This window comes from Reyranella sp. (assembly GCF_004297405.1).
GTDB lineage: Bacteria > Pseudomonadota > Alphaproteobacteria > Reyranellales > Reyranellaceae > Reyranella.
In genome coordinates this window covers 204,772-225,527 of record NZ_SCVC01000030.1, presented here as the reverse complement: position 1 = coordinate 225,527, position 20,756 = coordinate 204,772, and the positions used below count along the sequence as shown (strand labels likewise).

The following is a 20,756-nucleotide window of genomic DNA, read 5'->3' as shown; positions in this document are numbered from 1 at the left end:
CCAGTCGCGCGGTCATGGATCGCGCCAGTGGACTGGCGCGCGCCCAGCATGAGTAACGAAAACGACTCCCTCGGCGGGCGGCTCGGCCGATACGCCAAGGTCGGCACGTCGGTGGGCGGGCTGGCGGTCAAGCTGGCGGGACAGCGCTATCTCGGCTTCGGCCTCGACCGCGACAAGCATGCGGGCGAACTGAAGGCCGCACTGGGCGGCCTCAAGGGGCCGCTGATGAAGGCGGCGCAACTGCTCGCCACCATCCCCGATGCGCTGCCGCCGGAATATGCCCGCGAGCTGTCGCAGCTCCAGGCCAATGCGCCGGCCATGGGCTGGGCCTTCGTGCGCCGGCGCATGGCGAGCGAACTCGGTCCCGACTGGCAGGCGAAGTTCGGCAGCTTCGCCAAGGAAGCGTCGTTCGCCGCCTCGCTCGGCCAGGTGCATCGCGCCACCCTGAAGGACGGCACGCCGGTCGCCGCCAAGCTTCAATATCCCGACATGGCCTCGGCGCTCGAAGCCGACCTCAACCAGCTCAAGCTGGTCTTTGCCGTCGGCCAGCGCTTCGATCCGGCGATCCGCACCGACGAGATCCATGCCGAGATCACGTCGCGGCTGCGCGAGGAGCTGGACTATCGCCGCGAGGCCCGGCACGTCGCGCTCTACCGCTACATGCTGCGCGACGAATCTCGGGTCCATGTGCCCGATGTCGTCGCCTCGCATTCGACCGACCGGCTGCTGACCATGGGCTGGCTCGACGGCGAGCCGCTGCTCAACTGGAAGACCCGTTCGCAGGAGGAGCGGGATGCGCTGGCCATCGCCATGTTCCGCGCCTGGTACGTGCCGTTCTATTGCTACGGCGTCATCCACGGTGATCCGCATCTCGGCAACTATTCGGTGCGGCCCGACGGGTCGGTGAACCTGATGGATTTCGGCTGCGTGCGCATCTTCCCGCCGCGATTCGTGCGCGGCTCGATCGAGCTCTATCGCGCGCTGATGACTGACGACGAGGCGCGCGCCGTCGCGGCCTATGAAGACTGGGGCTTCACCGGCCTCAGCCGCGAGATGATCCAGGTGCTGAACCGTTGGGCGGCCTTCCTCTACGGGCCGCTGATGGACGACCGGCCGCGCCGCCTCACCGAAGGCATGGCCGAGGGCTACGGCCGCGAGATGGCGCAGAACGTGTTCGGCGAGCTGCGCAAGATGGGCGGCGTGCGGCCGCCGCGCGAGTTCGTGTTCATGGACCGCGCCGCCATCGGCCTCGGCTCGGTGTTCATCCACCTCCGCGCCTCGATCAACTGGCATCAGCTTTTCGAGGGCATGATCGAGGGCTTCGATGTAGAAGCGCTGACCGAGCGTCAGGACGTGGCGCTGAAGGAAGCGGGACTGCCGTGAACATCCTTGTGACGGGCTCCTCGGGCTGGCTCGGCCAGACCCTGGTGCCCCGGCTTGCGGCGGACGGACACAGAGTGATCGGGCTCGATCCCGAAGCGGGGCCGACGACGTCGGTCGTGGGCTCCGTCGTCGATCGCACGCTGGTCCATCGCCTCATCCAGGGTGAGGGCATCGAGGCGATCGTCCATGCCGCGGCGCGCCACAAGCCGCATATCGAGACCCACGACAATTCGGAGTTCGTGGCGGTGAACGTGCAGGGCACGTTAAACCTCCTGGAGGAGGCGGTGGCGCCAGGTTCCAGGGTGGACCGCTTCGTCTTCACCTCGACCACTTCGCTCATGATCTCGCAGGAGATCCGAGACGGCAAAGCAGGCGGGGCGAAGGAGGCGGTGTGGATCGACGAGAGCATGACGCCGCTGAAGCCCCGCAATATCTACGGCGTCACCAAGCTCGCAGCCGAGGAACTGTGCCGGCTGTTCAACCACCTGCACAGGCTGCCGGTGCTGGTGCTGCGTACCTCGCGCTTCTTCCCCGAGGAAGACGACATGGCGCACGCCATCGCGCAGTCCGGCGAGAACACCAAGGCCAACGAATTCCTGTTCCGCCGCCTCTCGGTCGAGGATGCCGCCGAAGCGCACGTCGTGGCGCTGGCCAGGGCAAAGGACATCGGCTTCGACACCTTCATCGTCTCGGCGTTGACGCCGTTCCGCCGCGAGGACTGCCGCGCCCTGATCGCCGACGCGCCGTCGGTCGTCGCGCGCTACTTCCCCGACTATCGCAAGCGCTACGCAAGCCGTGGTTGGACGATGTTCGACACTGTCGACCGCGTCTACGATTCGTCGAAGGCGGCGAAGGTCCTTGGGTTCACCTGCCGTACCAATTTTAAGGAAGTGCTCGACGGGCTTTCCTGAGGCCCATCCTTCGAGACGGCGCTTCGCGCCTCCTCAGGATGAGGTTGGACACTTAGCCCTCATCCTGAGGAGCGCCGCGTAGCGGTGCGTCTCGAAGGATGGACCCCAGGCACGGTGCTATAGTCCGCGCCATCATGAACCCCATCCGCCTCCATCCCTTCGTCGCGCGGCTCGATCGGTCGATCCGGCTCGATGGTGAGGACCTGGCGGCGCTCGAGCATCTGCTGGGCCACCGCACCGTCGCCAAGAAGGCGAAGGACATCATCGTCGAGGGCTACGAGTACAAGGCGCTGCATGTCGTCGAGGAGGGCATCGCCATCCGCTACAAGCTGCTCGACAGCGGCAAGCGGCAGATCGTGAACGTGGTGCTACCCGGCGACATCATCGGCTTTCCCGCCTGCTTCTACGAGCACGCCGTCTTCTCGGTCTCGGCGGTGGACCGGATGAGCCTCAGCCATGTGCCTCTCGACGCCTTCACCGCGCTCTGCCTGCAGCGGGCCAACATCGCGACGGCGCTGGTCTGGTTCGCCGCGCGCGAGGCGTCCATCTATGCCGAGCACATCATCGGCGCCGGCCGGCGAGAGCCCCTGCCGCGGCTGGCACATTTCCTCCTCGAAATGCTGACGCGCCTGCAGGCGGTCGGCCTCGCCACGGAAACCTCCTTCGCAATGCCCTTGTCGCAGGAGGGGATTGGCGACGTGGTCGGACTGAGCGGCCCGCACGTCAACCGCATGCTGGCCGAGCTGAAAGGCGGCGGCCTGATCGCCGTCGACGGCCACGAGATCACCGTCCTTGACCGGGCGGGCCTGCAGAGGCTCGGCGAGTTCAGGCCGGCCTATCTTGCGTCGTCGTGACCACACCTGTACCCGCACTTTGAGCTAGCGCAATGCGTGGCTGGCCGGGGGTGCTACCGATCGGCTATCGAAACCGAGAGGAGTCGCCATGACAGACAAACCGCCTAAGCCGAACCGCATCGGGACGTGGGCCGTGATTTTGTCCCTGCTGGTGATCCTCGTGTTCTCGCTGGCCATGCTCTATGTCGGCTGGGGAATGGGCGGCGACCATCCCGACAACGCGGTAACGGCATCGGGCTATACCGCCATGACCATGGGGATCATCGCCACAGTGGTGCTGGGCGTCGGCCTGATGGCCCTGCTTTTCTACAGTCATCGCAGCGGACGCGACTGACGGAACACGGCCTGTTCACCATGCAGGCACCGTCATAACGCCGCACGCGACTTTGCGCGTACGCAAAGCGCGCTTCTCTCCGGGTGCTACCGATTGGCTGTCGAAGTCGAGAGGAGGCCGCCATGGCAGAGCAGCCCTACAAATCGAGCCGCGCCGGAATGTGGATGGTGATTTCCGTCCTGATGGTGATCCTCGTCTTCTCGATGGCCTTCCTCTATGTCGGCTGGGGCATGGGCGGCGATCATCCCGAGAATTCGATGACGTCCGCCGGTTACACCGCCATGACCATCGGCATCGTCGCCACCCTGGCGCTCGGCGTCGGGCTGATGGCGCTGGTCTTCTACAGCAGCCGCAGCGGACACGACTGATGGAACACGACCTGTTCTCGATGCAGTCGCTGTCGTCGCTCATGGCGATCGTGCTGATGGACCTCGTGCTGGCCGGCGACAATGCGCTGATCATCGGCCTGGTGGCGCGCCGCCTGCCGAAGGAGAACCAGCGCAAGGCGATCCTGTGTGGCACCTTGGGCGCCATCGTGGTGCGTGCCGCCATGGCGGTGCTGGTGGTCTATATCCTGGGCGTGCCGGGCTTCATGCTGGCGGGCGGCCTCGCGCTCGTCTGGATCGCGCGCAAGCTGGTGAAGCCTGCGCCGGCCTCGCCGGAGAATCCCGCCGTCGAGGTGTCGGCGACGACGTTCGCCGGGGCGCTGCGCACCATCATCGTGGCCGATGCCGTCATGGGCGTCGACAATGCGCTGGCGATCGCGGGCGTTGCCCATGGCAGCGTCGTGCTGGTCGTCGTGGGGCTGGCGATCAGCGTGCCCATCGTGGTGTGGGGCAGCCAGCTCGTGATCTGGCTGGTCGACCGCTTTCCGTCAGTCGTGTTGCTGGGCGCCGCCGTGCTGGGCTGGACCGCTTATTCGATGATCGTGCGCGAGCCGCTGCTTGCCGACTGGTTCGCGCACCATCGCGAAGCCGGCTTCGGCGTCGCGATCGTAATCCTGCTGCTCTGCATCAGCCCGCGTTTTGGTTGGGGGGCGTCCAGGGCCGCTCGAAGGGTGGACACGGGCCGGGGCAACGAACCCGTGCCCGTCGTCCATCCTTCGAGACGTGGGCCGACGCCGACACCGCCGAGGTGAAAGGACGCGCGCCGGCAGCGCTACGGCAGCAAGTCACGAACCGCGTGGAGGTCACGGGCGATCAGGGTGCAGAGGCTCCTGATCTCGTCGGTGGGATCGAGCAGGTCGGGCACCATGATGGTCATCATGCCGGCGGCCGAGGCGGAGCGGACGCCGTTGTAGGAATCCTCCAGTGCCAGGCAAAGACCGGGCGCGACGCCCAGCCGTTCGGCCGCCATGAGATAGGGATCGGGCGCGGGCTTGCCGGCGGCATAGTCGCCGCTCGCCACGACATGGTGAAAGCGTCCCGCGAGATTGTGGAACGCGAGGTGATGCTGCGCCGTCTTGTGCGAGGAGGAAGTGGCGATGGCGCGCGGCAGCTTGTGCTCGTCGAGCTTGTCGAGGAGTTCCAGCACCCCCGGCTTCAGCGCGAGGCGCGTCTCGACAATGACGCTGAAATGCCCGCGCCAGGTCTCGGCGAAGGCGTCGACGTCGAACGAGGGACCGAAGTGTTTCGTCAGCATCGCACCGGTCGCGAGCCAGGGAAGGCCGACCATGCTGCGGAAGAGTTCGGGCGTCATTTCAAGCGCCATGTCGCGCGCCGCCAGCACGCCGGCTTCCTGGTAGAGCGTCTCGGTATCGAACAGCAGGCCGTCCATGTCGAAGACGACGGCGACGGGCTGGCGGGGCAGGCTCATGATCAGGTGGACTCCTCGGGGGCAGGCAACTTGCCAAGTTGTGCGCCTGCTGCAACCCTTCAGATCGACCAAGAAACGTAAAAGAAGCGGCCTGGGGAGGGGATCTTGCTCAGTCACCGTCGCACCTTTGTTGCGGGCGCCGTTGCGTCTCTTCTTCCTTTGCCGCTTGGCGCGCAGGCCGCGCGCCACGTCCTTCGCCTGCAGACGCGGCAGATTGACGTCAACGGCAAGGCCGCCACGCGCTACGGCATCGCTCAATCCTCCGGCGCCTACGGGCTCACCCTCGACGAAGGCGACGAGTTCAACGTCCGGCTCGAGAACGGGCTTTCCGTTCCGTCGGGCATTCACTGGCATGGCCTCACGCCGCCGTGGCGGCAGGACGGCGTTCCGTGGATTTCCGCCCCGCCGATCCCGGCGCGCGGCTCTGCCGACTATCGTTTCCCGGCGAAGCCTGCGGGCACACGCTGGATGCACTCGCATTTCGGATTGCAGGAACAGGACCTGCTGGCCGCGCCGCTGATCATCCGTGAGACCGCGGCGATCGCCAGCGGCGTGCAGGAAGTCGTGGTCATGTTCGAGGATTTCTCATGGACGCCGCCTCAGGAAATCCTCGCGGGCCTGCGCCGGCCGAAGCCCATGGTCATGCCGATGGGGAGAGGAGCGGGTGGTGGCGGAATGAGTATGGGGAAACCCGACCTCAACGACGTCACCTTCGATGCCTTCCTCGCCAACGATCGCACGCTCGCCGATCCGGCGGTGTTCGATGTCGAGCGCGGCGCGCAGGTCCGGCTGCGGCTGATCAACGGCTCGGCATCGTCGAATTTCGTCGTCGACCTCGGCGCGCTCGACGGCACGCTGGTCACTGTCGATGGCAATCCGGTGACGCCGCGTCCGGTACGCCGCTTTCCGCTCGCCATCGCCCAGCGTGCCGACTTCATCGTACGCATCCCGCCCGACGCGGCGGCGGCGCTGCCAATCCTCGCGGTCTGCGAGGGCCGGGCCCTGCGCACCGGATTCCTGCTGCGGCCGCGTGGCGCTGCGGTGGTGAAAGTCAGCGAGACGGCCGAGGCCGCGGCGCCCGCTTTGACGCTTGCCGACGAGAAGGCATTGCGCGCAGCGGTGCCCTTGTCGTCACGTCGCGTCGATCGTTCCGTGCCGGTCGACCTGATCGGCGACATGGCGGCCTATACCTGGGGCCTGCAGGTCCATGGCATGGGCGGCGCACCGGTCACGGTCGATCGCGGCGAGAGAGTCGAGCTGGTGATGCGCAACACAACGATGATGTCTCATCCCATGCATCTCCATGGCCACAACTTCCAGGTCACGGAGATCGACGGCGAGAAGATCGCGGGCGCGGTGCGCGACTGCGTGCTGGTGACGCCGATGGCGACGGTGAAGGTGGTCTTCGACGCCGACAATCCGGGCCTTTGGCCCTTCCACTGCCACAACCTCTATCACATGGCGGCGGGCATGTTCACGACGGTGGTCTATCGTGGCTTCTCCTGAAAAGAAGCCGACCCGGCGGGCGATCGTCGCCGCGTCCGCACTCGCGCCGCTCATGCCGTTCCTGGCCTCGTGCGCGCAGGTGTCCGAGAGCAGCCTGACGAAGGCGCCCGGCGTCCTGCGCATCGGCACCTATTTCGTCAATCCACCCTTCGAGTACATCGATAAGGGCGAACGCGTCGGCTTCGAGGTCGACCTGATGAACGAGATCGCGCGGCGTCTTTCACTCAGGCCAGAGTTCGTGAACACGCAGTGGGAGACGATCCTCGGCGAGATGCAGCGCGGCGACTACGACTGCATCGTGGGCGGCATCACCATCACGCCGGCGCGCGAGAAAACGCTGGCCTGGTCGACACCCTACATGACCACGACCCTGAGCCTTGTCGTCGATGGCCGGCGCTCGCCGGGCATTCGTGGCATCGGCGATTTTCGCAATGCCAGCGTCGGCGTGCAGGCTGCGACGACCGACTACGACATCGCGAAGGTCATGCAGGCGAGGGGACAGATCGGCTCGATCAAGGTCTATCCCTTCGACCGCATCGCCGACGCTATGGTCGATCTGGCGGCGGGCCGCATCACGGCGGTGATGAAGGTCTATCCGGTCGCCGCGTGGCTGGCGCGGCAGACGCCGGGGCTGCGCATCGCCGCGCAGGTGCCGGACGATCCGCAGCCGCTCGGCATCGGAGTCTCGAAGAGCAATCCGGCGCTGCTGACGCGGATCAATGCGGCGCTGGCGGAGATGCGCGGCGATGGCGCCTACGCGCGCATCGCCGAGAAGTGGGGCGTGCCTTAGGGCAATGTCGCGAAGCGGCCGCCGATCTACCAGCGCGTCTTGCGATAGAAGCCCTTTCCGCCATCGCCGGCGCCTCGCCAACCGGTCGTCCGGGTGATGTCCTGCAGCGTGCCCCAGCGCACCAGCGTCGGCGCCGCATAGGGTTTCTTCTTAGGGTTGGCCGGGGCATCGGGAGTGGCTTCGCCGTCCGAAGAGGCGTGCCACGTCGCTGGAGCAGGTGTGTCGTCGTTCATCACCGTGTCCTCTTTCATTGGTCTGTTTCACGACGTTGCATCTATTGTGCAATAATTAATCAACACATAGAAAGAGTCAATTTGCCATGTGACTGAAATCTTTTTGCATTCGAAGTTGTTCTTGGGGCTGTTGGGGAGTGGCGGTGCTTGCTGCGCAATTCGTTGGCTTGCAAAGATGGCGGACACCACGACCCACGCTTTAAGGGTCGAGTGCGTGCGAGTTCAGGTAGATTGAAGGATCGGACATGCGTCGTGTTTCAGTAGTGATCGGGCTTCTCCTGTTCCTCGCTGCCTGCGCTCCGCCGGGTGTGCCCGTAGCCGATCCGAACTACGACGCGCAGGGCCCGCGGTTCGCGGCGCCCTCGCAGGGCATGGCGGCGCTCTACATCGTGAATGCCGACCGGCCGGGCGGCGGCGCTCCAAACCTCAACGTCAGCATCGGCTCGCGGCAGCTCGGCGATCTCGCCAACAAGTCGTGGTTCAGGGTCGAGCTTGCGCCAGGCACCTACGACGTGCGCGCCACGAGCAGCACCGGCGCCGGACGTCACTATGTCACTCTCTCGCCGCGCGAGATGCGGTTCCTGGTCGTCTACGTCCGTCCGACGTCGACCGTCGGGGTCGAAGAAGTGTCGCAAGAACAGGGGCGGGAATACGTCCTGGCCGGGCCGCGCGCCTTCGAGAAGCAATAGCTGGCGGAAGCCGTCCGCTCAGAGACCAATTGGGGGAGAATCAGGATGAAGATATCGTCGCGTCTCGGCGCGCGCTCCTGGCGGGGCGCGGTGGTCACGTTCTCGGCCACAGCGGTCCTTTTTGCCGGCACGGCCGCGCGCGCCGCCGACAAACTCCTGGAGGAGGTGGTCGGCTTCACCGGCGCGGTGCTGTTCCTCGACACCAAGGTGCCGGCGATGGTGATCGGCGCCGTGCGCGATGGTCAGACCGCGGTGTTCGGCTTCGGTGAGACCTCGAAGGGCTCCGGCAAGACGCCCGACGGCAACACGATGATGCGCATCGGCTCGATCACCAAGGCCTTCACCGGCCAGGTGCTGGCGGCCCAGGTGGCGCGCGGCAGCGTCCACTTCACCGACCGCCTGCAGGATCGCATCGGCTGGATGGTCAAGGTGCCGGAGAAGGACGGCAAGCCGATCCGGCTGATCGAGCTCGCCACCCACAGTTCCGGCCTGCCGCGCGAGGTCGAGCGCGAGTCGGGCCCGGCCGACGATCCGTTCCGCACGCTCACCAAGGAGACCTACATCAAGGGTCTGCAGTCCGACCCGCTGCTGTTCGCGCCGGCGACCGGGCTGCTCTATTCCAATTTCGCCTTCGACATGCTGGCCGCAGCGCTGGCCAATTCGGCGAACAAGCCCTACGACGCGCTGCTCAAGGAGACCGTGCTCGATCCGGTCGGGCTCAAGGACACGGTGATGACCCTGCGTCCCGGCGATGCGGCGCGCCTGATGCAGGGCCACAATTTCGACGGCTCGCCGCTGCCCGACGTGCGCGCGACCGACGTGATGGCCGGCGCCAGTAGCCTCTACTCGACGCCCAACGACATCCTGCGCTGGCTCACCTGGCATCTCGACCGCTTTTCACCCAACGGCGCGGAGGTGCGGCTGATCGATCATGCGGCCTACGTGCCGCGCGACGGGATGAAGCCTGCGTCGGGCCTCGACGAATCGGGCCATGCAAGCGCGATGGGGCTGGGCTGGATCGTGATGGCGCCCAAGGGTGACGAGCCGATGATCCTGCAGAAGGCGGGCGGGCTGCAGGGCGTCTTCTCCTACGTGGCCTTCGCCCCGACGCGCGGCGTCGGCGTGTTCGTCACCATCAGCCAGTTCAACTTCTCCGCCGCCATGGCCATGGCCAAGGTCGCCAACGAACTGATCGCGAACCTGGCGCCGCGGTGACGCCACAGCCCCGACGTCAGCAGGCGGGCGATCTCAACGCGGCTCGGATTTGATCCGGCCGCCCTTGTCGACGACGACGTTGACGAATTGATCGCCTTTCTTGGCGCGACCTCGCCAGACGCCCCAGCTGTCGCGCGACAGGACGGAAATCTCGGTGTAGCCGGCCCGCTCGATCTTCGAGCGGATGAGATTGGACTCCTCGGCCTGCACATCCGGCGGGATGGGATTGACCGCCAGTTTGTCCGTCGGGGCGATCGGCGCCGAGGCGGGAGCGGTCTGGGCGAAGCCGTTCCCTGCCAGCATCATCGCGACGGCAACGCCTGCAACAGCGAGCTTCATAGGGCGCCTCCCATGAAGGCTGAACGTCCGATCGGGCGGCCGGGTTGCCGGCGTGCCCGCCGTCCTGCCAAGCTGTCGACCGGGGCAGGGGGCGGGCGGCGATGGACGAGCAATCCAAGACGATGCGGGCGCTGGAGACGGCGAATGAGGTCCTTGCGCCCTGGCTGCCGAGCCAGCGGCGCACGCATCGCCACCTGATGATGGCGTTGTTCGCGCTGGGGCTGCTCCCCTGGCTCCGGCCCGACCTGAACATGCCTTACCTGATGGCGGCGTGGCTGGTGCTGCCGTTCCTCTCGCCGCGGATCAGACAGATGGTGGCGGGTCTTTTCCGCCGGGGATAGGCGCCGGCCGCCCCGGATCCGCCCTTTAAACGGACCGCATCAGGCAACCAAATGCCCGCTCCGCCCTTTGCTTTAGTGGAGGCAAGGAGGAGAGACATTATGGCTTCTCAGAATCCGGGCCGACACGCGGGGCCGTGGGGAGTTATCACCGTCCTGCTCGTACTTCTGGCGCTCGCGGTCGCCTTCAGCGTCATCGGTTGGGAAACGGCCGGTGTCGGACCTGCTCAGGTGAGCAATTCAGGCTTCATCGCCATGGCGCTCGGGATCATCGCGACCTTGGCCCTTGGCATCGGGCTGATGGCGTTGATGTTCCATGGCAACCGCCGCGGGCACTAGCGTCCGAACGCTAGAGGCGGCCACCAGTTCGATATATGACGCAACGGATGGGCATCCTTGCGAAATGGTCGCGCTGCCCTGTCTTGAAGCCTGCAGTTGTTATGCGATATACGTCGGCAATGCCGCCTACAGCGACACTTCTTGCGATCGGTATTCCTCTGGTCCTGGCCGCCGGCATCTTCTGGATGTGGATGAGGGCACTGCACCACGAAATCGGTCCGTCGCTGGTTGCGACCACGCTCTCCATCGCCGTGATCGTCGTCGCGATGGGATTTGGCATGAAGCTGATGGAGCCGCCGCCGCCGGAGCAGCCGCTCGCCTGGGACGATGAGTGAGCCTCAGGTAATCCGTATCACTCTTCCGACCGCCAGAATCCCAGAAGGAAGACGCGGCGTTTCCGCCGGTTCTCGCCCGCCTGAGCCTGGATATCGGAGAGGTCGGTACTCTTTCGACGCGCCCACCACATCGCCGCCAGCCCGATCAGGATGAAGGGGCCGAGGTAGATGACCAAGACGACGAGCGCATCCATCGTGTGTGTCCTGCCCCAACTCTGGTCGCGTGCCCATCGCAGCGCCTAGTGCTCGCGCTCGATGATGCTAATGGAGCCATCGGCCTCCAGATAGGCCGACTTGACCCGGCTGCAGTCCTCCAGACCCTTTTCGCGAACCTGCGCCATCAGTTCCTGGGAAGTGACGAATTCCCGGCGCATGTTCCGGCGCAGCATCCGGCCGTTGTCGATCAACTTCAGCTTGGGATCGCGCATCAGGCGCTGGAAGCCGGGAAAGCGGAACTGCAGCCATTCCATGAGGTAGCTCCAGAAGAGGATCGTGGCGACCAGCAGTAGGCCTTCGCCGACCGACTGTTCGGCCGGCGCGATGCTGTTGCCCGCCACTTCGGCGATCAGCACGATGACCAGAACGTCTGCCGTGCCGATGCCACCGACCTGGCGGCGCAGCACCAGCCGGAGCATGGCCAGGATGCCGAGATACATGATCGTTCCGCGGAGGATGGGCTCGATCAACGAGTTCTGCGGGACGAAGATTGCCTTCCAATCGATCTCGAGCAGGCTGTCCAAGGTCGCCTCCGTTGTCGACTCATCCAGAGATGGGTTGCCGTAAGCGGCATAACGGTCAAGGTGCTACGCTGTTGCCGGTGCGTCAGCACCAACGGTCGAGCACGTCGACTGTCGTGGTCGCTTCAATCTGGTGCGAGAAGCGCCGCCGGTAGAACTGCAGCAAGGCATTGTGCGTACTGTCCTCGGCACTGCAAAGCGCATCCGTCGGCAGCACGATCCGAAACCCGCGATCAATGGCGGCCATCACCGTGGCCGGAACGCACACATCGGTCTCGCCACCCGTGACGATCAAGGTCGTGACACCGTCGCACTTCAGTGCCTGGCCGAAGGGTTCTGCGGGCTTACCCATGATCTCGATGGTGGCGCGGGTGACTGCCGGGACAACGTCTCACCTCGCGCAAGGTTCATGTCTAGCCACGGCCCCTGGAGGCGAGCGACGACCAGAAGATCGACAGGAGGTCGCCCTCCATCAAGGGAGGATAAAGATTGCGCATCACATAAGGCGAGCGCGGTGTGTTCCGCAGCGTCATGGCAATGCCGATCGCGCCGAGTTTGCCCAGCACTTCGAGAGTGGGACCACCCGGATCCACACGCCCATCGACATACCTCAGCCCCGCCGCCTGTTGCACGGCGACGATGGCGCCGCGTGTCAGAGGGCCCGCAATCCCATCGAGTTCGAGGAACGGGCTTCGCACGAGTCCCTGCCAGGCGTTCAGCAGAAACTGAACGATCTGCACGTCGTCGGGCGCGTTGCGGCCGCCAGCCCCGACGGACCCCGTCAGCGCGCGGGCGCGCATGTCGGGGACGGTCCTGGGCGCGGGATAGGACGCCAGGAGGTTTCTGAACGGCTGGACGTTCGCCGGCGCCAGGCCAAAAGCGGGCGTGCTGGCGGGGCTCGGGAACCACGGCGGAAGCGGTATCTCCTTGAGCAGTTCCGGGAACAAGACGGCCAGAACGATGATCGCGACGATGGCGACGATCAGCGCCGCAGCCAACAGCGTCTTCTTGAAGTCGGCATCGATGCAGAAGGAATAGACGATCAAGCCATCGATCTTGTCGTGCCGCTGGTACTCGAAGGTGACCGTGATCGGCAAAGGCAGGATCATCGCGCCTGGGATGTAGATGGTCTGCTTGTAGAGTTCATGTTTCCCTGTCGGCTTGAACAGCGCACCGGGCTTGTAGGGAAGGTCGACGTCTTGCATCAAAGCGCGGACCGAGGCGATCTTGGTTTCGCCGGCCTCGTTTCGCTCGTTGGCGATGCCGGGTTTCACCTCGTAGAAGCGCTTTGCCGCCGGCGATTTCTCGCTGATGAAATCGGGAATGTAGACGATCTGTCCGTCCGGTCCGCTGATGGCGCGCTGGTTCATCAGCTCTTCCAGCTTGGCCTTGTCGACGCCCGGGTTCTTCTCGACGAGAAAGGAAAAGTAGAGCGTCTTTGCACTCAGTTGCTGGCTGCCGTCCCTGAAGTCGTCCGCGGTGATCGGCTTCGGGTACCAGTCTTTGCGACCGGTGAACTTCTGGTAGTCGTCGGCAATGTGATCTTCTGCGAACTTGCCGATCTTGAAGAAGATCTTGCCTTGCAGCGTCTTCGACAGCGGCGGCGAAGAAAACAGGACATGCGGCGGAAAGCAGAACTTCATGCGCCCTCCCCTCGGCGGGGCGGTCCGCCCCCGCAATCCGAGGATGCTAAACCGCCTTCAATTCCCGATTCAGCCTTCAAGGACGCATAGCTTCGGGCGGTTTGACATCGCCCGTTGGCATCGCCCGTTGGCATCGCCGTTTGACATCGATCAAATGCGTTGCCTACGCTCGCCGTGGTGGTCGAACGTTCCGATGGCAGATGGCTGAAACCAGACATTCCACGTCCGGGTTCACCTCAGATTGGACCCAGTCGCTCATTGATCCGCGGGCCTTCCGCGATGAGCAACGACGCCTGGAACATGTCTGGACTTTCCTGGGCTTTGCCGACGAACTGACGCGCGACGGCGACTGGTTCCGCGCATCTCTCGCCACACGCTCGGTGTTCGTGCAGCGCTTCGGCGATGAACTGCGTGGCTTCGAGAATGTCTGCGCCCATCGCTTCCATCCCTTGCGCACGGCGGCCAGGGGCAACGGTCCGCTGATCTGCGGTTTCCATCACTGGCAGTACAATCGCGAGGGGCGGGCCGTCGGCATTCCGATTTGCAACATGGTCTTCGGCAAGCCGCCGCATGAGCTTGGCGCCCGGCTGCGGCCGCTCGAACTGGCGACGTGCGGCCCGATGGTCTTTGGACGCTTCCCAGCTCCTGATGAGATGAGAAATGGAGCGACAGGATCACTCGAGGATTTCCTGGGCGAGACCTTCCCGATCCTCGAAGCCATGGTGCCGAAGAACGAACGGCGGCTTTATACAGAGCGTTCCATTCAGGCCAACTGGCGACTGAACCTCCACATCACCTTGGACGAGTATCACGGTCCTGCCGTCCATCCGACGACCTTCGGCCGACACGGCTATGGGAGTTCGATGTCCCGCCATCGCTACTTCAGGCTGGGAGCGCACAGCGCCTTCATCAATTCGGACGACGAGAACTGCCTTGCGAGTCTGCTCGCAGGATGTCGCTCGGGCAGTTACCGGTCCGGCCACTATTTCGTTTTCCAGATTTTGCCTGATCTGATCGTCGCGCACGCCGAGGCGGACTCGTCGTTCTGGTTCTGCAACGTGCTGCAATACTCTCCAGCCACGCACGACCGCACGGCCTTCAGGGCCTGGCTGTTTACCGCGCCGTTCGAGTCCGGCCGTCGGAGATTCGTGCAAGCGACGCGACCGATCACCGATCCGTTTCGCCGCCGCATCTACCGCCACTATTTCAATCGGGTCGTGAACGAAGATGCGTCGGTCTGCGAGCGTATCCAAACCGTGGCGCACCAGATCGACAAAGTGCCCATGCTCGGCGCCCGCGAAGAGCGCGTTGGCTGGTTCGAGGAGTCCATACAGGAACTCACCAGTGCGACAACGGCGGCCGGTCAGGGGACGGAGACGAATGGACCGCGCTGAGGCCTGTCGCTAAGCGCTGCTTTGGTCCTTTTTTGTGGCACTTTATGCGCATTTAGTACCATAAAATTAGCACAAATGAACTCTACACCTTGGGCACGGTCGATTGGGGCGACCGGACAGTAGAGTAGGAGAGACCCGTCGGGTGGGCGGGTCCTCTCTTCTCATCCAACGGCTTCACCTCGGTGACGAGCTGTGGCATCCCATCCTGTATGGGCATGACCATTGAGCCTGATGATTTTCGCGGCACGCTTCTCGAACTCGTACGACGGTTCGAGCGGTTGCTGAACGCCATCGACAGCCATAAGCGTCCGCTGAACCGGCGGGAGAGCTTTCACTTTCAGGATTTCCTCGAGTTTCTGAAGACGGAGCGGTGGCAGGAAGCGGACGGCGCCCTGCGGCGTGCGGAGCAATTGGCGCCGATACCTGCGCAATTCTCCGATCTCGAGGCGACGAACGTCGTGGTGACGACGGCCGAGCTGCGCGAGCGTCTGGCAAAAGCAATGAAGTAAGAGCAGGGCCCAGCTGCGCGGATGGGAACGCGCCCGCCGGGTGGGTTACTACTCGGTGTGCTGGGTTGGGTGGCGACCGGAAGGGGTTGGGGACCCGCACCGGAACGGCAACTGCCGAAGCGCGTAAATAAAGTGTAGTGGGCACTTTATTGATTGCGTCATGCTATATGCACATTCCTGTTGCGACAGATGCGCTGCAATAGCTGCATGTGCGAACGCCGGAATGGCTTACTTGGTGTGTCATCGGAGAGTGATGCGCTCGCAATAGGGGGATGCGGGATCGCCGGGCAAGGCATGACGCGCACCAGGCATGACTCCAAGGTTACAGACGTCGACATCAGCACGTCGTTCGCAGCGCCATGGTTTTGAAAAGCCAGGCCACGACTTATCGTCGTTTGTCCAAAGATCGAGTGCGCTCAGGCAAGGCGCGCCCTCTTCATTGTATGAAAAGAAAATGTTGCTGCCTGAGTGAAGGGGACTCGCCATCACAGGAATTGACTCGTCTCGTTCACTTCTCCATCTGAAAGACAGAATCGCGAACCGCGAACCTGACAACGGCGAGAGGCAACGTAGAGATGAAGAGCATTCGGTCGATGTCCTTTGAAGAGTTGGTGAAAACGAGGGCGGAGATTGAAGCGGCGATAGATCTTCATCTGGCACAGGATCGACAGAATCTGATGGCCGCGTTGAAGGAAGTGGGTTCTCAGCGCAGCGAGAACGGCAAGCAACCGCGCGGCAGTCACGCCTTGAAGGGAAGAAAGCTTCCGCCGCTGTATCGCAATCCCAAGAACCGATCGGAGACCTGGGCCGGCCGCGGTAACAGGCCGAGGTGGCTGTCGGCGGCACTCAAGCAGGGCAAGAAGCTGGAGAGCTTCTCGGTGCGGTAGCCGCATCCGCGATATTTTCTGTCAGTACGCGCAACGCGACCAGTCGCCAGCCTGTTCCTTCTTCAGCCGGAAGGAGCAGACAGATGATCAGGTTTGTCATTGCAGTGGCGGTTTGCAGCGCATTTGCCGGAACGGCCTACGCGCAAACGCCCGGCGGGTCTCCGGGTGGCAGCACGGGCTCACCCGGCAGCGGCACGACAACATCACCCGCACCGGGGTCACCGGCGCCGGGCGGCACGTCGCCTACGGTGCCGTCTTCACCACAATCTGGTCCGCAAACACCGTCGACCGCGAACCCGTCGCCTCAGCAGCCGGGACCAGGTCTCGATACGGACCGCCGCGCCACACCACCAAGCCCTCAACGCTAGGCTTGAGACGGAAGTCGCGCTCCTGGTTCGTCAGTGGCGAGACTGCGCCGGTTGCAGGCGCATCAAGGCGCGCTGCAGGTCATTGGAAATCGATTCGATCTCGTCTTGTGAATATGACGGCGCCTGCAGAATGAACGTGGCCTTCCGTCCGTCTGCTATCCGCAGATCCAGGTGCAACTTGCCTGTGAAGGAAGCCAGTTCGAGGTCGCAGACACTGTAGACGCCCGTGTCTTCCAGCCCGACCAAGGCCGGCTCCGGCTTCGCGCTGTTGAGCGCTTCCACGATGGCTTCAGCGGCGTCGAGATTGATTTGAATACTGCGCGTGCCGCCGTCCGGCTTGATGCATTCGACAACAACTGTGCCTGTCGCCGCGTCGAAACGCGCGCGTTCGGTAGCCTTGTCCATCGAGTCTCCCCCCGGTCGAAGGGCGGAGATTATCACCCGCCAGCTAGCGTGTCTTGCAGCGTTTATGCACATTGATGCGCTGCAACAGGACGAGGTTGATCGTCTGTTGCGGCGATCGATTCGGGCGGCATCGCTCCTTCAAGGCTTCATCGACGCCAGCAGGTCGATATAGGGCTGCGCGCTGGCGCGCACGAAGCCGTGCCGGGGGCGGTCGAGATCGATCGTCATCCAGAGCGCCGCCGCCAGGACCATCGCGAAGGCGCTGCTCAGGATGAAGAAGCGTCGGCGCGCCAGGCCGTTGTCGTAGCCGATCATCCCCATGCCGATCGCAGCGGTGACGATGATGACGATGAGGATTGGCTGCGGCACATGCCGACGCGCCGCGGACAGATGTTCGGAGTGGATGTCGATGACGTCGTTGAGCGCCGGCAACATGAAGTTGGCGAACTCGCGGTCGGTGCCGACGCCGGTCACGCCGCTCCGCCAAAAGCGATTCTGCGCCTCTCCGGCCTTTGCCAGCAGCCGCTGGATGCTCGCCGTGTCGTAGCTTCTCAGCAATTCCAGGCGATCGGTCGTGTACTGGCGCAGCTCGGTCTGCACCTCGCCGCGCTGAGGCTCGGGCAGCAGCATGGCCCGCAACCAGGCCGTGCCGATGGCATTGGCCTCCTTCACGATCATGTCCTGCCGGTCGATGAAACGGGCGCCGGCGCCGGCGAAGCTGAAGCCGACCAGGAAGGTGACCAGGGCCAGGATGGCATTCCGGATCATGTCGACGCGGCGCTTGTAGTCGTCATCGACTTTGGCGACCCTGAATCCGAGGCGGTAGCCCGCCTCATGGCAGGCCAGCAGGATCACCAGAAGGAGACCTGCAACCAAAAAGGGGGATGACGTCAGGGCCTGCACGTCGCGACCGTCAATGTCATGGGAAACTAACGAGTTCCCAGGGGAGAGAAGAAGCGTGGAGTTCCTGACCCATCTGCCCGACCTGACCAACCTTGCCCTGACGTTGCTGCTGACTCTGCTGCTGCCGCAGCTGATGGAGCGGCTGCGCCTGCCGGGACCGGTCGGCTACATCCTCGCCGGCATCATTCTCGGTCCCAACGTGCTCGCCATCCTCAATCCCGACGGCAAGGTGGTCAACTTCTTTGCCGATCTCGGCAAGCTGCTGCTGATGTTCTTCGCCGGCTTCGAGGTCGACGTCGACCAGTTCAACCGCACGCGCCGCAAGGCCGCGACGTTCGGACTGCTCACCTTTGCCGGCCCGTTCCTCCTGGCCGCCGCCCTCGGCGCATCGCTGGGTTACTCGCCGGTCGCCTGTGCCGTGATCGGCGCCGTGCTCGCCTCGCATACTCTGCTCGGCCTGCCCATCCTCAAGAAGTACGATCTGATGGGACACGAGCCCGTGGTTGCGACGGTCGGTGCCACGGTGCTCACCGACATGCTGGCGATCCTGGTGCTGGCCATTTGCCTGCCCATCCACGTCGGCGGCGTCGATCCGGCGGCTGTGGCGATTCAATTGGCCTGGCTCGCGGTCTATGTGCCGGGCGTCCTCTTCGGTCTGAGCGCGGTGGCCAAATGGCTGCTGCGCGTGCTCGGTACGAGCAAGGCGGCGCGCACGACGATCGTCCTGCTGGTGATCGCGGTGTCGGCACAGGTCGCAGAATGGATCGGCATGGAGGGCATCATCGGCGCTTTCCTCGCCGGCGTGGCGCTGAAGCGGGCGCTGGGTGACGTCGAGGGCGGGAACGCGCTCGAGGTCATGAGCCAAACGCTGTTCATCCCGGTCTTCTTCATCACGGCGGGCTTCCTGGTCGACTTCAAGCTGTTCTTCTTCACCCTGCGTGACCAGCCGTTGCTGGTGGTTGGAGTCCTGGCTGCCCTGTTCGGCGGCAAGTGGCTGGCGGCAGAGGCGGCCGGCCGGCTGTTCGGTTACCGCCCCGGTGAACGGTCGCTGATGTTCGCGCTCACCGTGCCTCAGGTCGCCGCGACCCTCGCCGTGGCGCTCGTCGCCTACGCGACGAAGAATCCGGCAGGGGAGCGGCTGATCGACAAGCCCATGCTTAACGCAACAGTCGTCCTGGTGATTGTAACCTCGATCGTGGGTCTGATCCTGACCGAGCGGGCAGCCAAGAGAGTCGTGTCGTCGACGGCCGTATCGCCATCGGCCGTCGCCGACTGACCGGAATAGACCCGAAATGATCACGATCGCCGGCTGCGCCCCACCTTGACTCGCGCGGCTGGCGTGAAAGCATCGCCGGGCGTCGCGTGGCGTAGCTGACATCGATCAGCAACCAGCTCCGGGGAGAGCAGCGATGACTACAGTGACATGGGCTGTCCGGTTTTCCGTGGCCGACGTGGATGTAGGCACGGCGGAAGCCAAACGAGCCAAGGCAATGTGGGAGAAAGCCGGCGCGAGCGCCTATCGGGTCACGCAGATATTCACGGGACCTCATCTCGGGCAGTGGCTCTTCGAACTGGATTTCGAGGACTTGGCACACTTCCAGAAATGCCGCGAGGCGGCCTTGAAGAGCGGCGAAATGGCGACCATCCAGGCCGCGAATGCGAAAGCCGGAAACAAGATGGAAAGCCGCGAACTGCTGTTGGCCCTGGCGATCTGACGGCGCAACCGGAGCCAATGAAAGACGGTTGGACGGCGCACGCAACCGATCGTCGTGTTCGGGCTTTAGATAGGTATCGGGGCAGGGACCCACCCCATGCTGCTCCGATCTTCTCTTCGGAGGAGTGGAAGGGCTCGCCCCCCGCGAGCCCTTCTTTTTGGATCGCGACGCGCCCTAAGTGTTGCTGTCGAAATCTGTTTGGAACGATTGAGGCTGAGATGATTGGGGCCTCGATTGCCGATTGAAGATCGTTTCGACCAGCCGCGCGACTTCTCTTCCCGCTGCACCCAGTTGCAGCACCTTTTCCAGGGGCGCCCGGAGCTCGTTGAGACTCGACTCGGTGAAGGAACTAAGAGGTTGATTCCTCGCCTCACCGTCGAGAATGACCGTCAGAGCGAACTTGGAGATCGCCGAGGCAAGGTCGCGCAGGGCAACGTGCTGTTCTGCCTGTGCTGCAGAAAGTCTGTCGTTGAATTGCTTCGTGCTCAATTCAGGCGCGGTCGTCTCGACTGCAGCCATCTTTCTGACGAGCGACAGTACCTCTTCCAGCATCTCGCTGTTCGGCCGGGCTTGCTTGGTCACGACCGACGCGTGCCCGGAGAGTGCTCTCTGAACGCCGGCATTGAGATCGGGCCACCATTTCAGGAACGCCGTATCGAAGAGCTTGGGCTCCAGGGCCTGCGCGCCGAGCTGATCGTTGATCATCCTGGCCACACGCTTGATCTCGCCTTCACTGAACGGTGCGCCCTGAAAGCTCGTGAGCGGACCGGATATGTCACTTGGCTTCAACTCTCCAAAGAGAATGGGGCACACTCTCGACTTCTCGAGATTCTTTGCCAGCGCGCCCGCTTCGAACAGGAGCCATGGGGCATTGAGATTGTCCGGTGTCAGGATCAGAAGGCCGACGTTCGACGATTCGAGCTCGTTTGAAATCTCGGAGGACCATCTGGCGCCTTTTGAAATGTCTTCGGGGCTGAAGTAGGGCTTCGCGGCCTGCAGCACGCTGGGAATCCAGTCGCGCAGAACCTCGCCGATTGCCTGCGCCCGCGGGCCTGACCAACTGATAAAAACTTTCATCCTGTTAGCCTCCCTCCGTTGTCAGCATTCACGACAC

General features: G+C 64.0%; 28 protein-coding genes. 18 read left to right on the top strand and 10 right to left on the bottom strand.

Going from position 1 to position 20,756, the window contains the following annotated elements:
• The first annotated feature begins 48 nt into the window (after positions 1-48).
• From EPO50_RS18715 to EPO50_RS18690, 6 genes are all read left to right on the top strand, one after another.
• Positions 49-1,383: an AarF/ABC1/UbiB kinase family protein gene (locus EPO50_RS18715; RefSeq protein ID WP_296346522.1), complete on the top strand. Its 1,335-nt coding sequence runs from the start codon at positions 49-51 to the stop codon at positions 1,381-1,383.
• Complete coding sequence (locus EPO50_RS18710) at positions 1,380-2,294, top strand: NAD(P)-dependent oxidoreductase (RefSeq protein WP_296346521.1); 915 nt, start codon at positions 1,380-1,382, stop codon at positions 2,292-2,294. The genes EPO50_RS18715 and EPO50_RS18710 overlap by 4 nt, the downstream gene beginning before the upstream one ends.
• 134 nt (positions 2,295-2,428) lie before the next feature.
• Positions 2,429-3,148, top strand: coding sequence for a Crp/Fnr family transcriptional regulator (locus EPO50_RS18705; RefSeq protein WP_296346520.1), 720 nt, complete (start codon positions 2,429-2,431; stop codon positions 3,146-3,148).
• Between the two features lie 88 nt (positions 3,149-3,236).
• The gene (locus EPO50_RS18700; RefSeq protein ID WP_296346519.1) at positions 3,237-3,482 is read left to right on the top strand and encodes a hypothetical protein; all 246 of its coding nucleotides are present in this window, start codon (positions 3,237-3,239) and stop codon (positions 3,480-3,482) included.
• A gap of 122 nt (positions 3,483-3,604) precedes the next feature.
• A complete protein-coding gene (locus EPO50_RS18695) occupies positions 3,605-3,850 on the top strand; it encodes a hypothetical protein (protein ID WP_296346518.1) in 246 nt (81 codons plus the stop codon).
• Positions 3,850-4,620, top strand: coding sequence for a TerC family protein (locus EPO50_RS18690; protein ID WP_296346517.1), 771 nt, complete (start codon positions 3,850-3,852; stop codon positions 4,618-4,620). Before EPO50_RS18695 ends, EPO50_RS18690 begins: the two co-directional genes overlap by 1 nt.
• Before the next feature lie 20 nt (positions 4,621-4,640).
• On the opposite strand, the gene EPO50_RS18685 is transcribed toward EPO50_RS18690, so the two are convergent.
• A complete protein-coding gene (locus EPO50_RS18685) occupies positions 4,641-5,297 on the bottom strand; it encodes an HAD family phosphatase (protein WP_296346516.1) in 657 nt (218 codons plus the stop codon).
• A gap of 105 nt (positions 5,298-5,402) precedes the next feature.
• Between EPO50_RS18685 and EPO50_RS18680 the strand changes: the two genes are divergently transcribed.
• Together EPO50_RS18680 and EPO50_RS18675 are read left to right on the top strand one after the other, a co-directional pair.
• Positions 5,403-6,803 (top strand): multicopper oxidase family protein, encoded by a 1,401-nt coding sequence (locus tag EPO50_RS18680; RefSeq protein WP_296346515.1) that lies wholly within the window; start codon positions 5,403-5,405, stop codon positions 6,801-6,803.
• Positions 6,790-7,593 (top strand): ABC transporter substrate-binding protein, encoded by an 804-nt coding sequence (locus EPO50_RS18675; protein WP_296346514.1) that lies wholly within the window; start codon positions 6,790-6,792, stop codon positions 7,591-7,593. The genes EPO50_RS18680 and EPO50_RS18675 overlap by 14 nt, the downstream gene beginning before the upstream one ends.
• Positions 7,594-7,619: 26 nt before the next feature.
• Here EPO50_RS18675 and EPO50_RS18670 read toward each other — a convergent pair whose 3' ends face one another.
• Positions 7,620-7,844, bottom strand: a complete 225-nt coding sequence (locus tag EPO50_RS18670; protein ID WP_296346513.1) for a lasso RiPP family leader peptide-containing protein — start codon at positions 7,842-7,844, stop codon at positions 7,620-7,622.
• 227 nt (positions 7,845-8,071) lie between these two features.
• Here EPO50_RS18670 and EPO50_RS18665 point away from each other — a divergent pair, with 227 nt between their 5' ends.
• Together EPO50_RS18665 and ampH are read left to right on the top strand one after the other, a co-directional pair.
• Positions 8,072-8,515: a hypothetical protein gene (locus EPO50_RS18665; protein ID WP_296346512.1), complete on the top strand. Its 444-nt coding sequence runs from the start codon at positions 8,072-8,074 to the stop codon at positions 8,513-8,515.
• 45 nt (positions 8,516-8,560) lie between these two features.
• Positions 8,561-9,730, top strand: coding sequence for a D-alanyl-D-alanine-carboxypeptidase/endopeptidase AmpH (gene ampH, locus EPO50_RS18660; RefSeq protein WP_296346511.1), 1,170 nt, complete (start codon positions 8,561-8,563; stop codon positions 9,728-9,730).
• A gap of 33 nt (positions 9,731-9,763) precedes the next feature.
• On the opposite strand, the gene EPO50_RS18655 is transcribed toward ampH, so the two are convergent.
• Positions 9,764-10,069: a hypothetical protein gene (locus EPO50_RS18655; RefSeq protein ID WP_296346510.1), complete on the bottom strand. Its 306-nt coding sequence runs from the start codon at positions 10,067-10,069 to the stop codon at positions 9,764-9,766.
• A gap of 101 nt (positions 10,070-10,170) precedes the next feature.
• Here EPO50_RS18655 and EPO50_RS18650 point away from each other — a divergent pair, with 101 nt between their 5' ends.
• The 3 genes from EPO50_RS18650 (at position 10,171) to EPO50_RS18640 (ending at position 11,081) form a co-directional block, all read left to right on the top strand.
• Entirely contained in the window at positions 10,171-10,410 is a 240-nt protein-coding gene (locus EPO50_RS18650; protein ID WP_296346509.1) for a hypothetical protein, read from the top strand.
• 99 nt (positions 10,411-10,509) lie between these two features.
• Positions 10,510-10,746 carry a hypothetical protein gene (locus EPO50_RS18645; protein WP_296346508.1) on the top strand — a complete coding sequence of 79 codons (237 nt, stop codon included), beginning with the start codon at positions 10,510-10,512 and terminating at the stop codon, positions 10,744-10,746.
• A 119-nt stretch (positions 10,747-10,865) separates the two neighbouring features.
• A complete protein-coding gene (locus tag EPO50_RS18640) occupies positions 10,866-11,081 on the top strand; it encodes a hypothetical protein (protein ID WP_296346507.1) in 216 nt (71 codons plus the stop codon).
• 17 nt (positions 11,082-11,098) lie between these two features.
• On the opposite strand, the gene EPO50_RS18635 is transcribed toward EPO50_RS18640, so the two are convergent.
• The 4 genes from EPO50_RS18635 to EPO50_RS18620 all read right to left on the bottom strand — a co-directional run bounded on the left by EPO50_RS18635 (position 11,099) and on the right by EPO50_RS18620 (position 13,461).
• Positions 11,099-11,275 carry a hypothetical protein gene (locus EPO50_RS18635; RefSeq protein ID WP_296346506.1) on the bottom strand — a complete coding sequence of 59 codons (177 nt, stop codon included), beginning with the start codon at positions 11,273-11,275 and terminating at the stop codon, positions 11,099-11,101.
• Positions 11,276-11,320: 45 nt separating this feature from the next.
• Complete coding sequence (locus EPO50_RS18630) at positions 11,321-11,821, bottom strand: DUF421 domain-containing protein (protein ID WP_296346505.1); 501 nt, start codon at positions 11,819-11,821, stop codon at positions 11,321-11,323.
• An 82-nt stretch (positions 11,822-11,903) separates the two neighbouring features.
• Positions 11,904-12,170, bottom strand: a complete 267-nt coding sequence (locus EPO50_RS18625) for an isochorismatase family protein (protein ID WP_296346504.1) — start codon at positions 12,168-12,170, stop codon at positions 11,904-11,906.
• A gap of 61 nt (positions 12,171-12,231) precedes the next feature.
• Complete coding sequence (locus EPO50_RS18620) at positions 12,232-13,461, bottom strand: peptidoglycan-binding domain-containing protein (RefSeq protein WP_296346503.1); 1,230 nt, start codon at positions 13,459-13,461, stop codon at positions 12,232-12,234.
• Positions 13,462-13,661: 200 nt separating this feature from the next.
• Between EPO50_RS18620 and EPO50_RS18615 the strand changes: the two genes are divergently transcribed.
• The 3 genes from EPO50_RS18615 to EPO50_RS18605 all read left to right on the top strand — a co-directional run bounded on the left by EPO50_RS18615 (position 13,662) and on the right by EPO50_RS18605 (position 16,251).
• The gene (locus EPO50_RS18615) at positions 13,662-14,855 is read left to right on the top strand and encodes an aromatic ring-hydroxylating dioxygenase subunit alpha (RefSeq protein ID WP_296346502.1); all 1,194 of its coding nucleotides are present in this window, start codon (positions 13,662-13,664) and stop codon (positions 14,853-14,855) included.
• A 209-nt stretch (positions 14,856-15,064) separates the two neighbouring features.
• Positions 15,065-15,364: a hypothetical protein gene (locus EPO50_RS18610; protein ID WP_296346501.1), complete on the top strand. Its 300-nt coding sequence runs from the start codon at positions 15,065-15,067 to the stop codon at positions 15,362-15,364.
• Positions 15,365-15,939: 575 nt separating this feature from the next.
• Positions 15,940-16,251 (top strand): H-NS histone family protein, encoded by a 312-nt coding sequence (locus EPO50_RS18605; RefSeq protein ID WP_296346500.1) that lies wholly within the window; start codon positions 15,940-15,942, stop codon positions 16,249-16,251.
• 398 nt (positions 16,252-16,649) lie between these two features.
• Here EPO50_RS18605 and EPO50_RS18600 read toward each other — a convergent pair whose 3' ends face one another.
• Both EPO50_RS18600 and EPO50_RS18595 read right to left on the bottom strand, forming a co-directional pair.
• The gene (locus EPO50_RS18600; protein WP_296346499.1) at positions 16,650-17,024 is read right to left on the bottom strand and encodes a hypothetical protein; all 375 of its coding nucleotides are present in this window, start codon (positions 17,022-17,024) and stop codon (positions 16,650-16,652) included.
• A gap of 138 nt (positions 17,025-17,162) precedes the next feature.
• Complete coding sequence (locus tag EPO50_RS18595; protein ID WP_296346498.1) at positions 17,163-17,927, bottom strand: hypothetical protein; 765 nt, start codon at positions 17,925-17,927, stop codon at positions 17,163-17,165.
• Between the two features lie 55 nt (positions 17,928-17,982).
• Here EPO50_RS18595 and EPO50_RS18590 point away from each other — a divergent pair, with 55 nt between their 5' ends.
• Together EPO50_RS18590 and EPO50_RS18585 are read left to right on the top strand one after the other, a co-directional pair.
• Entirely contained in the window at positions 17,983-19,203 is a 1,221-nt protein-coding gene (locus tag EPO50_RS18590) for a cation:proton antiporter (RefSeq protein WP_296346497.1), read from the top strand.
• Positions 19,204-19,369: 166 nt separating this feature from the next.
• Positions 19,370-19,642 carry a hypothetical protein gene (locus tag EPO50_RS18585; protein ID WP_296346496.1) on the top strand — a complete coding sequence of 91 codons (273 nt, stop codon included), beginning with the start codon at positions 19,370-19,372 and terminating at the stop codon, positions 19,640-19,642.
• A 174-nt stretch (positions 19,643-19,816) separates the two neighbouring features.
• Here EPO50_RS18585 and EPO50_RS18580 read toward each other — a convergent pair whose 3' ends face one another.
• Positions 19,817-20,719 (bottom strand): toll/interleukin-1 receptor domain-containing protein, encoded by a 903-nt coding sequence (locus tag EPO50_RS18580; protein ID WP_296346495.1) that lies wholly within the window; start codon positions 20,717-20,719, stop codon positions 19,817-19,819.
• Positions 20,720-20,756 lie beyond the last annotated feature (37 nt).

Coding starts and splice junctions, on each gene's coding strand:
- EPO50_RS18715 (WP_296346522.1), top strand. CDS start 49: ATGAGTAACGAAAACGACTCCCTCGGCGGGCGGCTCGGCCGATACGCC.
- EPO50_RS18705 (WP_296346520.1), top strand. CDS start 2,429: ATGAACCCCATCCGCCTCCATCCCTTCGTCGCGCGGCTCGATCGGTCG.
- EPO50_RS18700 (WP_296346519.1), top strand. CDS start 3,237: ATGACAGACAAACCGCCTAAGCCGAACCGCATCGGGACGTGGGCCGTG.
- EPO50_RS18695 (WP_296346518.1), top strand. CDS start 3,605: ATGGCAGAGCAGCCCTACAAATCGAGCCGCGCCGGAATGTGGATGGTG.
- EPO50_RS18690 (WP_296346517.1), top strand. CDS start 3,850: ATGGAACACGACCTGTTCTCGATGCAGTCGCTGTCGTCGCTCATGGCG.
- EPO50_RS18685 (WP_296346516.1), bottom strand. CDS start 5,297: ATGAGCCTGCCCCGCCAGCCCGTCGCCGTCGTCTTCGACATGGACGGC.
- EPO50_RS18670 (WP_296346513.1), bottom strand. CDS start 7,844: ATGAAAGAGGACACGGTGATGAACGACGACACACCTGCTCCAGCGACG.
- EPO50_RS18665 (WP_296346512.1), top strand. CDS start 8,072: ATGCGTCGTGTTTCAGTAGTGATCGGGCTTCTCCTGTTCCTCGCTGCC.
- ampH (WP_296346511.1), top strand. CDS start 8,561: ATGAAGATATCGTCGCGTCTCGGCGCGCGCTCCTGGCGGGGCGCGGTG.
- EPO50_RS18655 (WP_296346510.1), bottom strand. CDS start 10,069: ATGAAGCTCGCTGTTGCAGGCGTTGCCGTCGCGATGATGCTGGCAGGG.
- EPO50_RS18650 (WP_296346509.1), top strand. CDS start 10,171: ATGGACGAGCAATCCAAGACGATGCGGGCGCTGGAGACGGCGAATGAG.
- EPO50_RS18645 (WP_296346508.1), top strand. CDS start 10,510: ATGGCTTCTCAGAATCCGGGCCGACACGCGGGGCCGTGGGGAGTTATC.
- EPO50_RS18640 (WP_296346507.1), top strand. CDS start 10,866: ATGCCGCCTACAGCGACACTTCTTGCGATCGGTATTCCTCTGGTCCTG.
- EPO50_RS18635 (WP_296346506.1), bottom strand. CDS start 11,275: ATGGATGCGCTCGTCGTCTTGGTCATCTACCTCGGCCCCTTCATCCTG.
- EPO50_RS18625 (WP_296346504.1), bottom strand. CDS start 12,170: ATGGGTAAGCCCGCAGAACCCTTCGGCCAGGCACTGAAGTGCGACGGT.
- EPO50_RS18620 (WP_296346503.1), bottom strand. CDS start 13,461: ATGAAGTTCTGCTTTCCGCCGCATGTCCTGTTTTCTTCGCCGCCGCTG.
- EPO50_RS18615 (WP_296346502.1), top strand. CDS start 13,662: ATGGCTGAAACCAGACATTCCACGTCCGGGTTCACCTCAGATTGGACC.
- EPO50_RS18610 (WP_296346501.1), top strand. CDS start 15,065: ATGGGCATGACCATTGAGCCTGATGATTTTCGCGGCACGCTTCTCGAA.
- EPO50_RS18605 (WP_296346500.1), top strand. CDS start 15,940: ATGAAGAGCATTCGGTCGATGTCCTTTGAAGAGTTGGTGAAAACGAGG.
- EPO50_RS18600 (WP_296346499.1), bottom strand. CDS start 17,024: ATGGACAAGGCTACCGAACGCGCGCGTTTCGACGCGGCGACAGGCACA.
- EPO50_RS18580 (WP_296346495.1), bottom strand. CDS start 20,719: ATGAAAGTTTTTATCAGTTGGTCAGGCCCGCGGGCGCAGGCAATCGGC.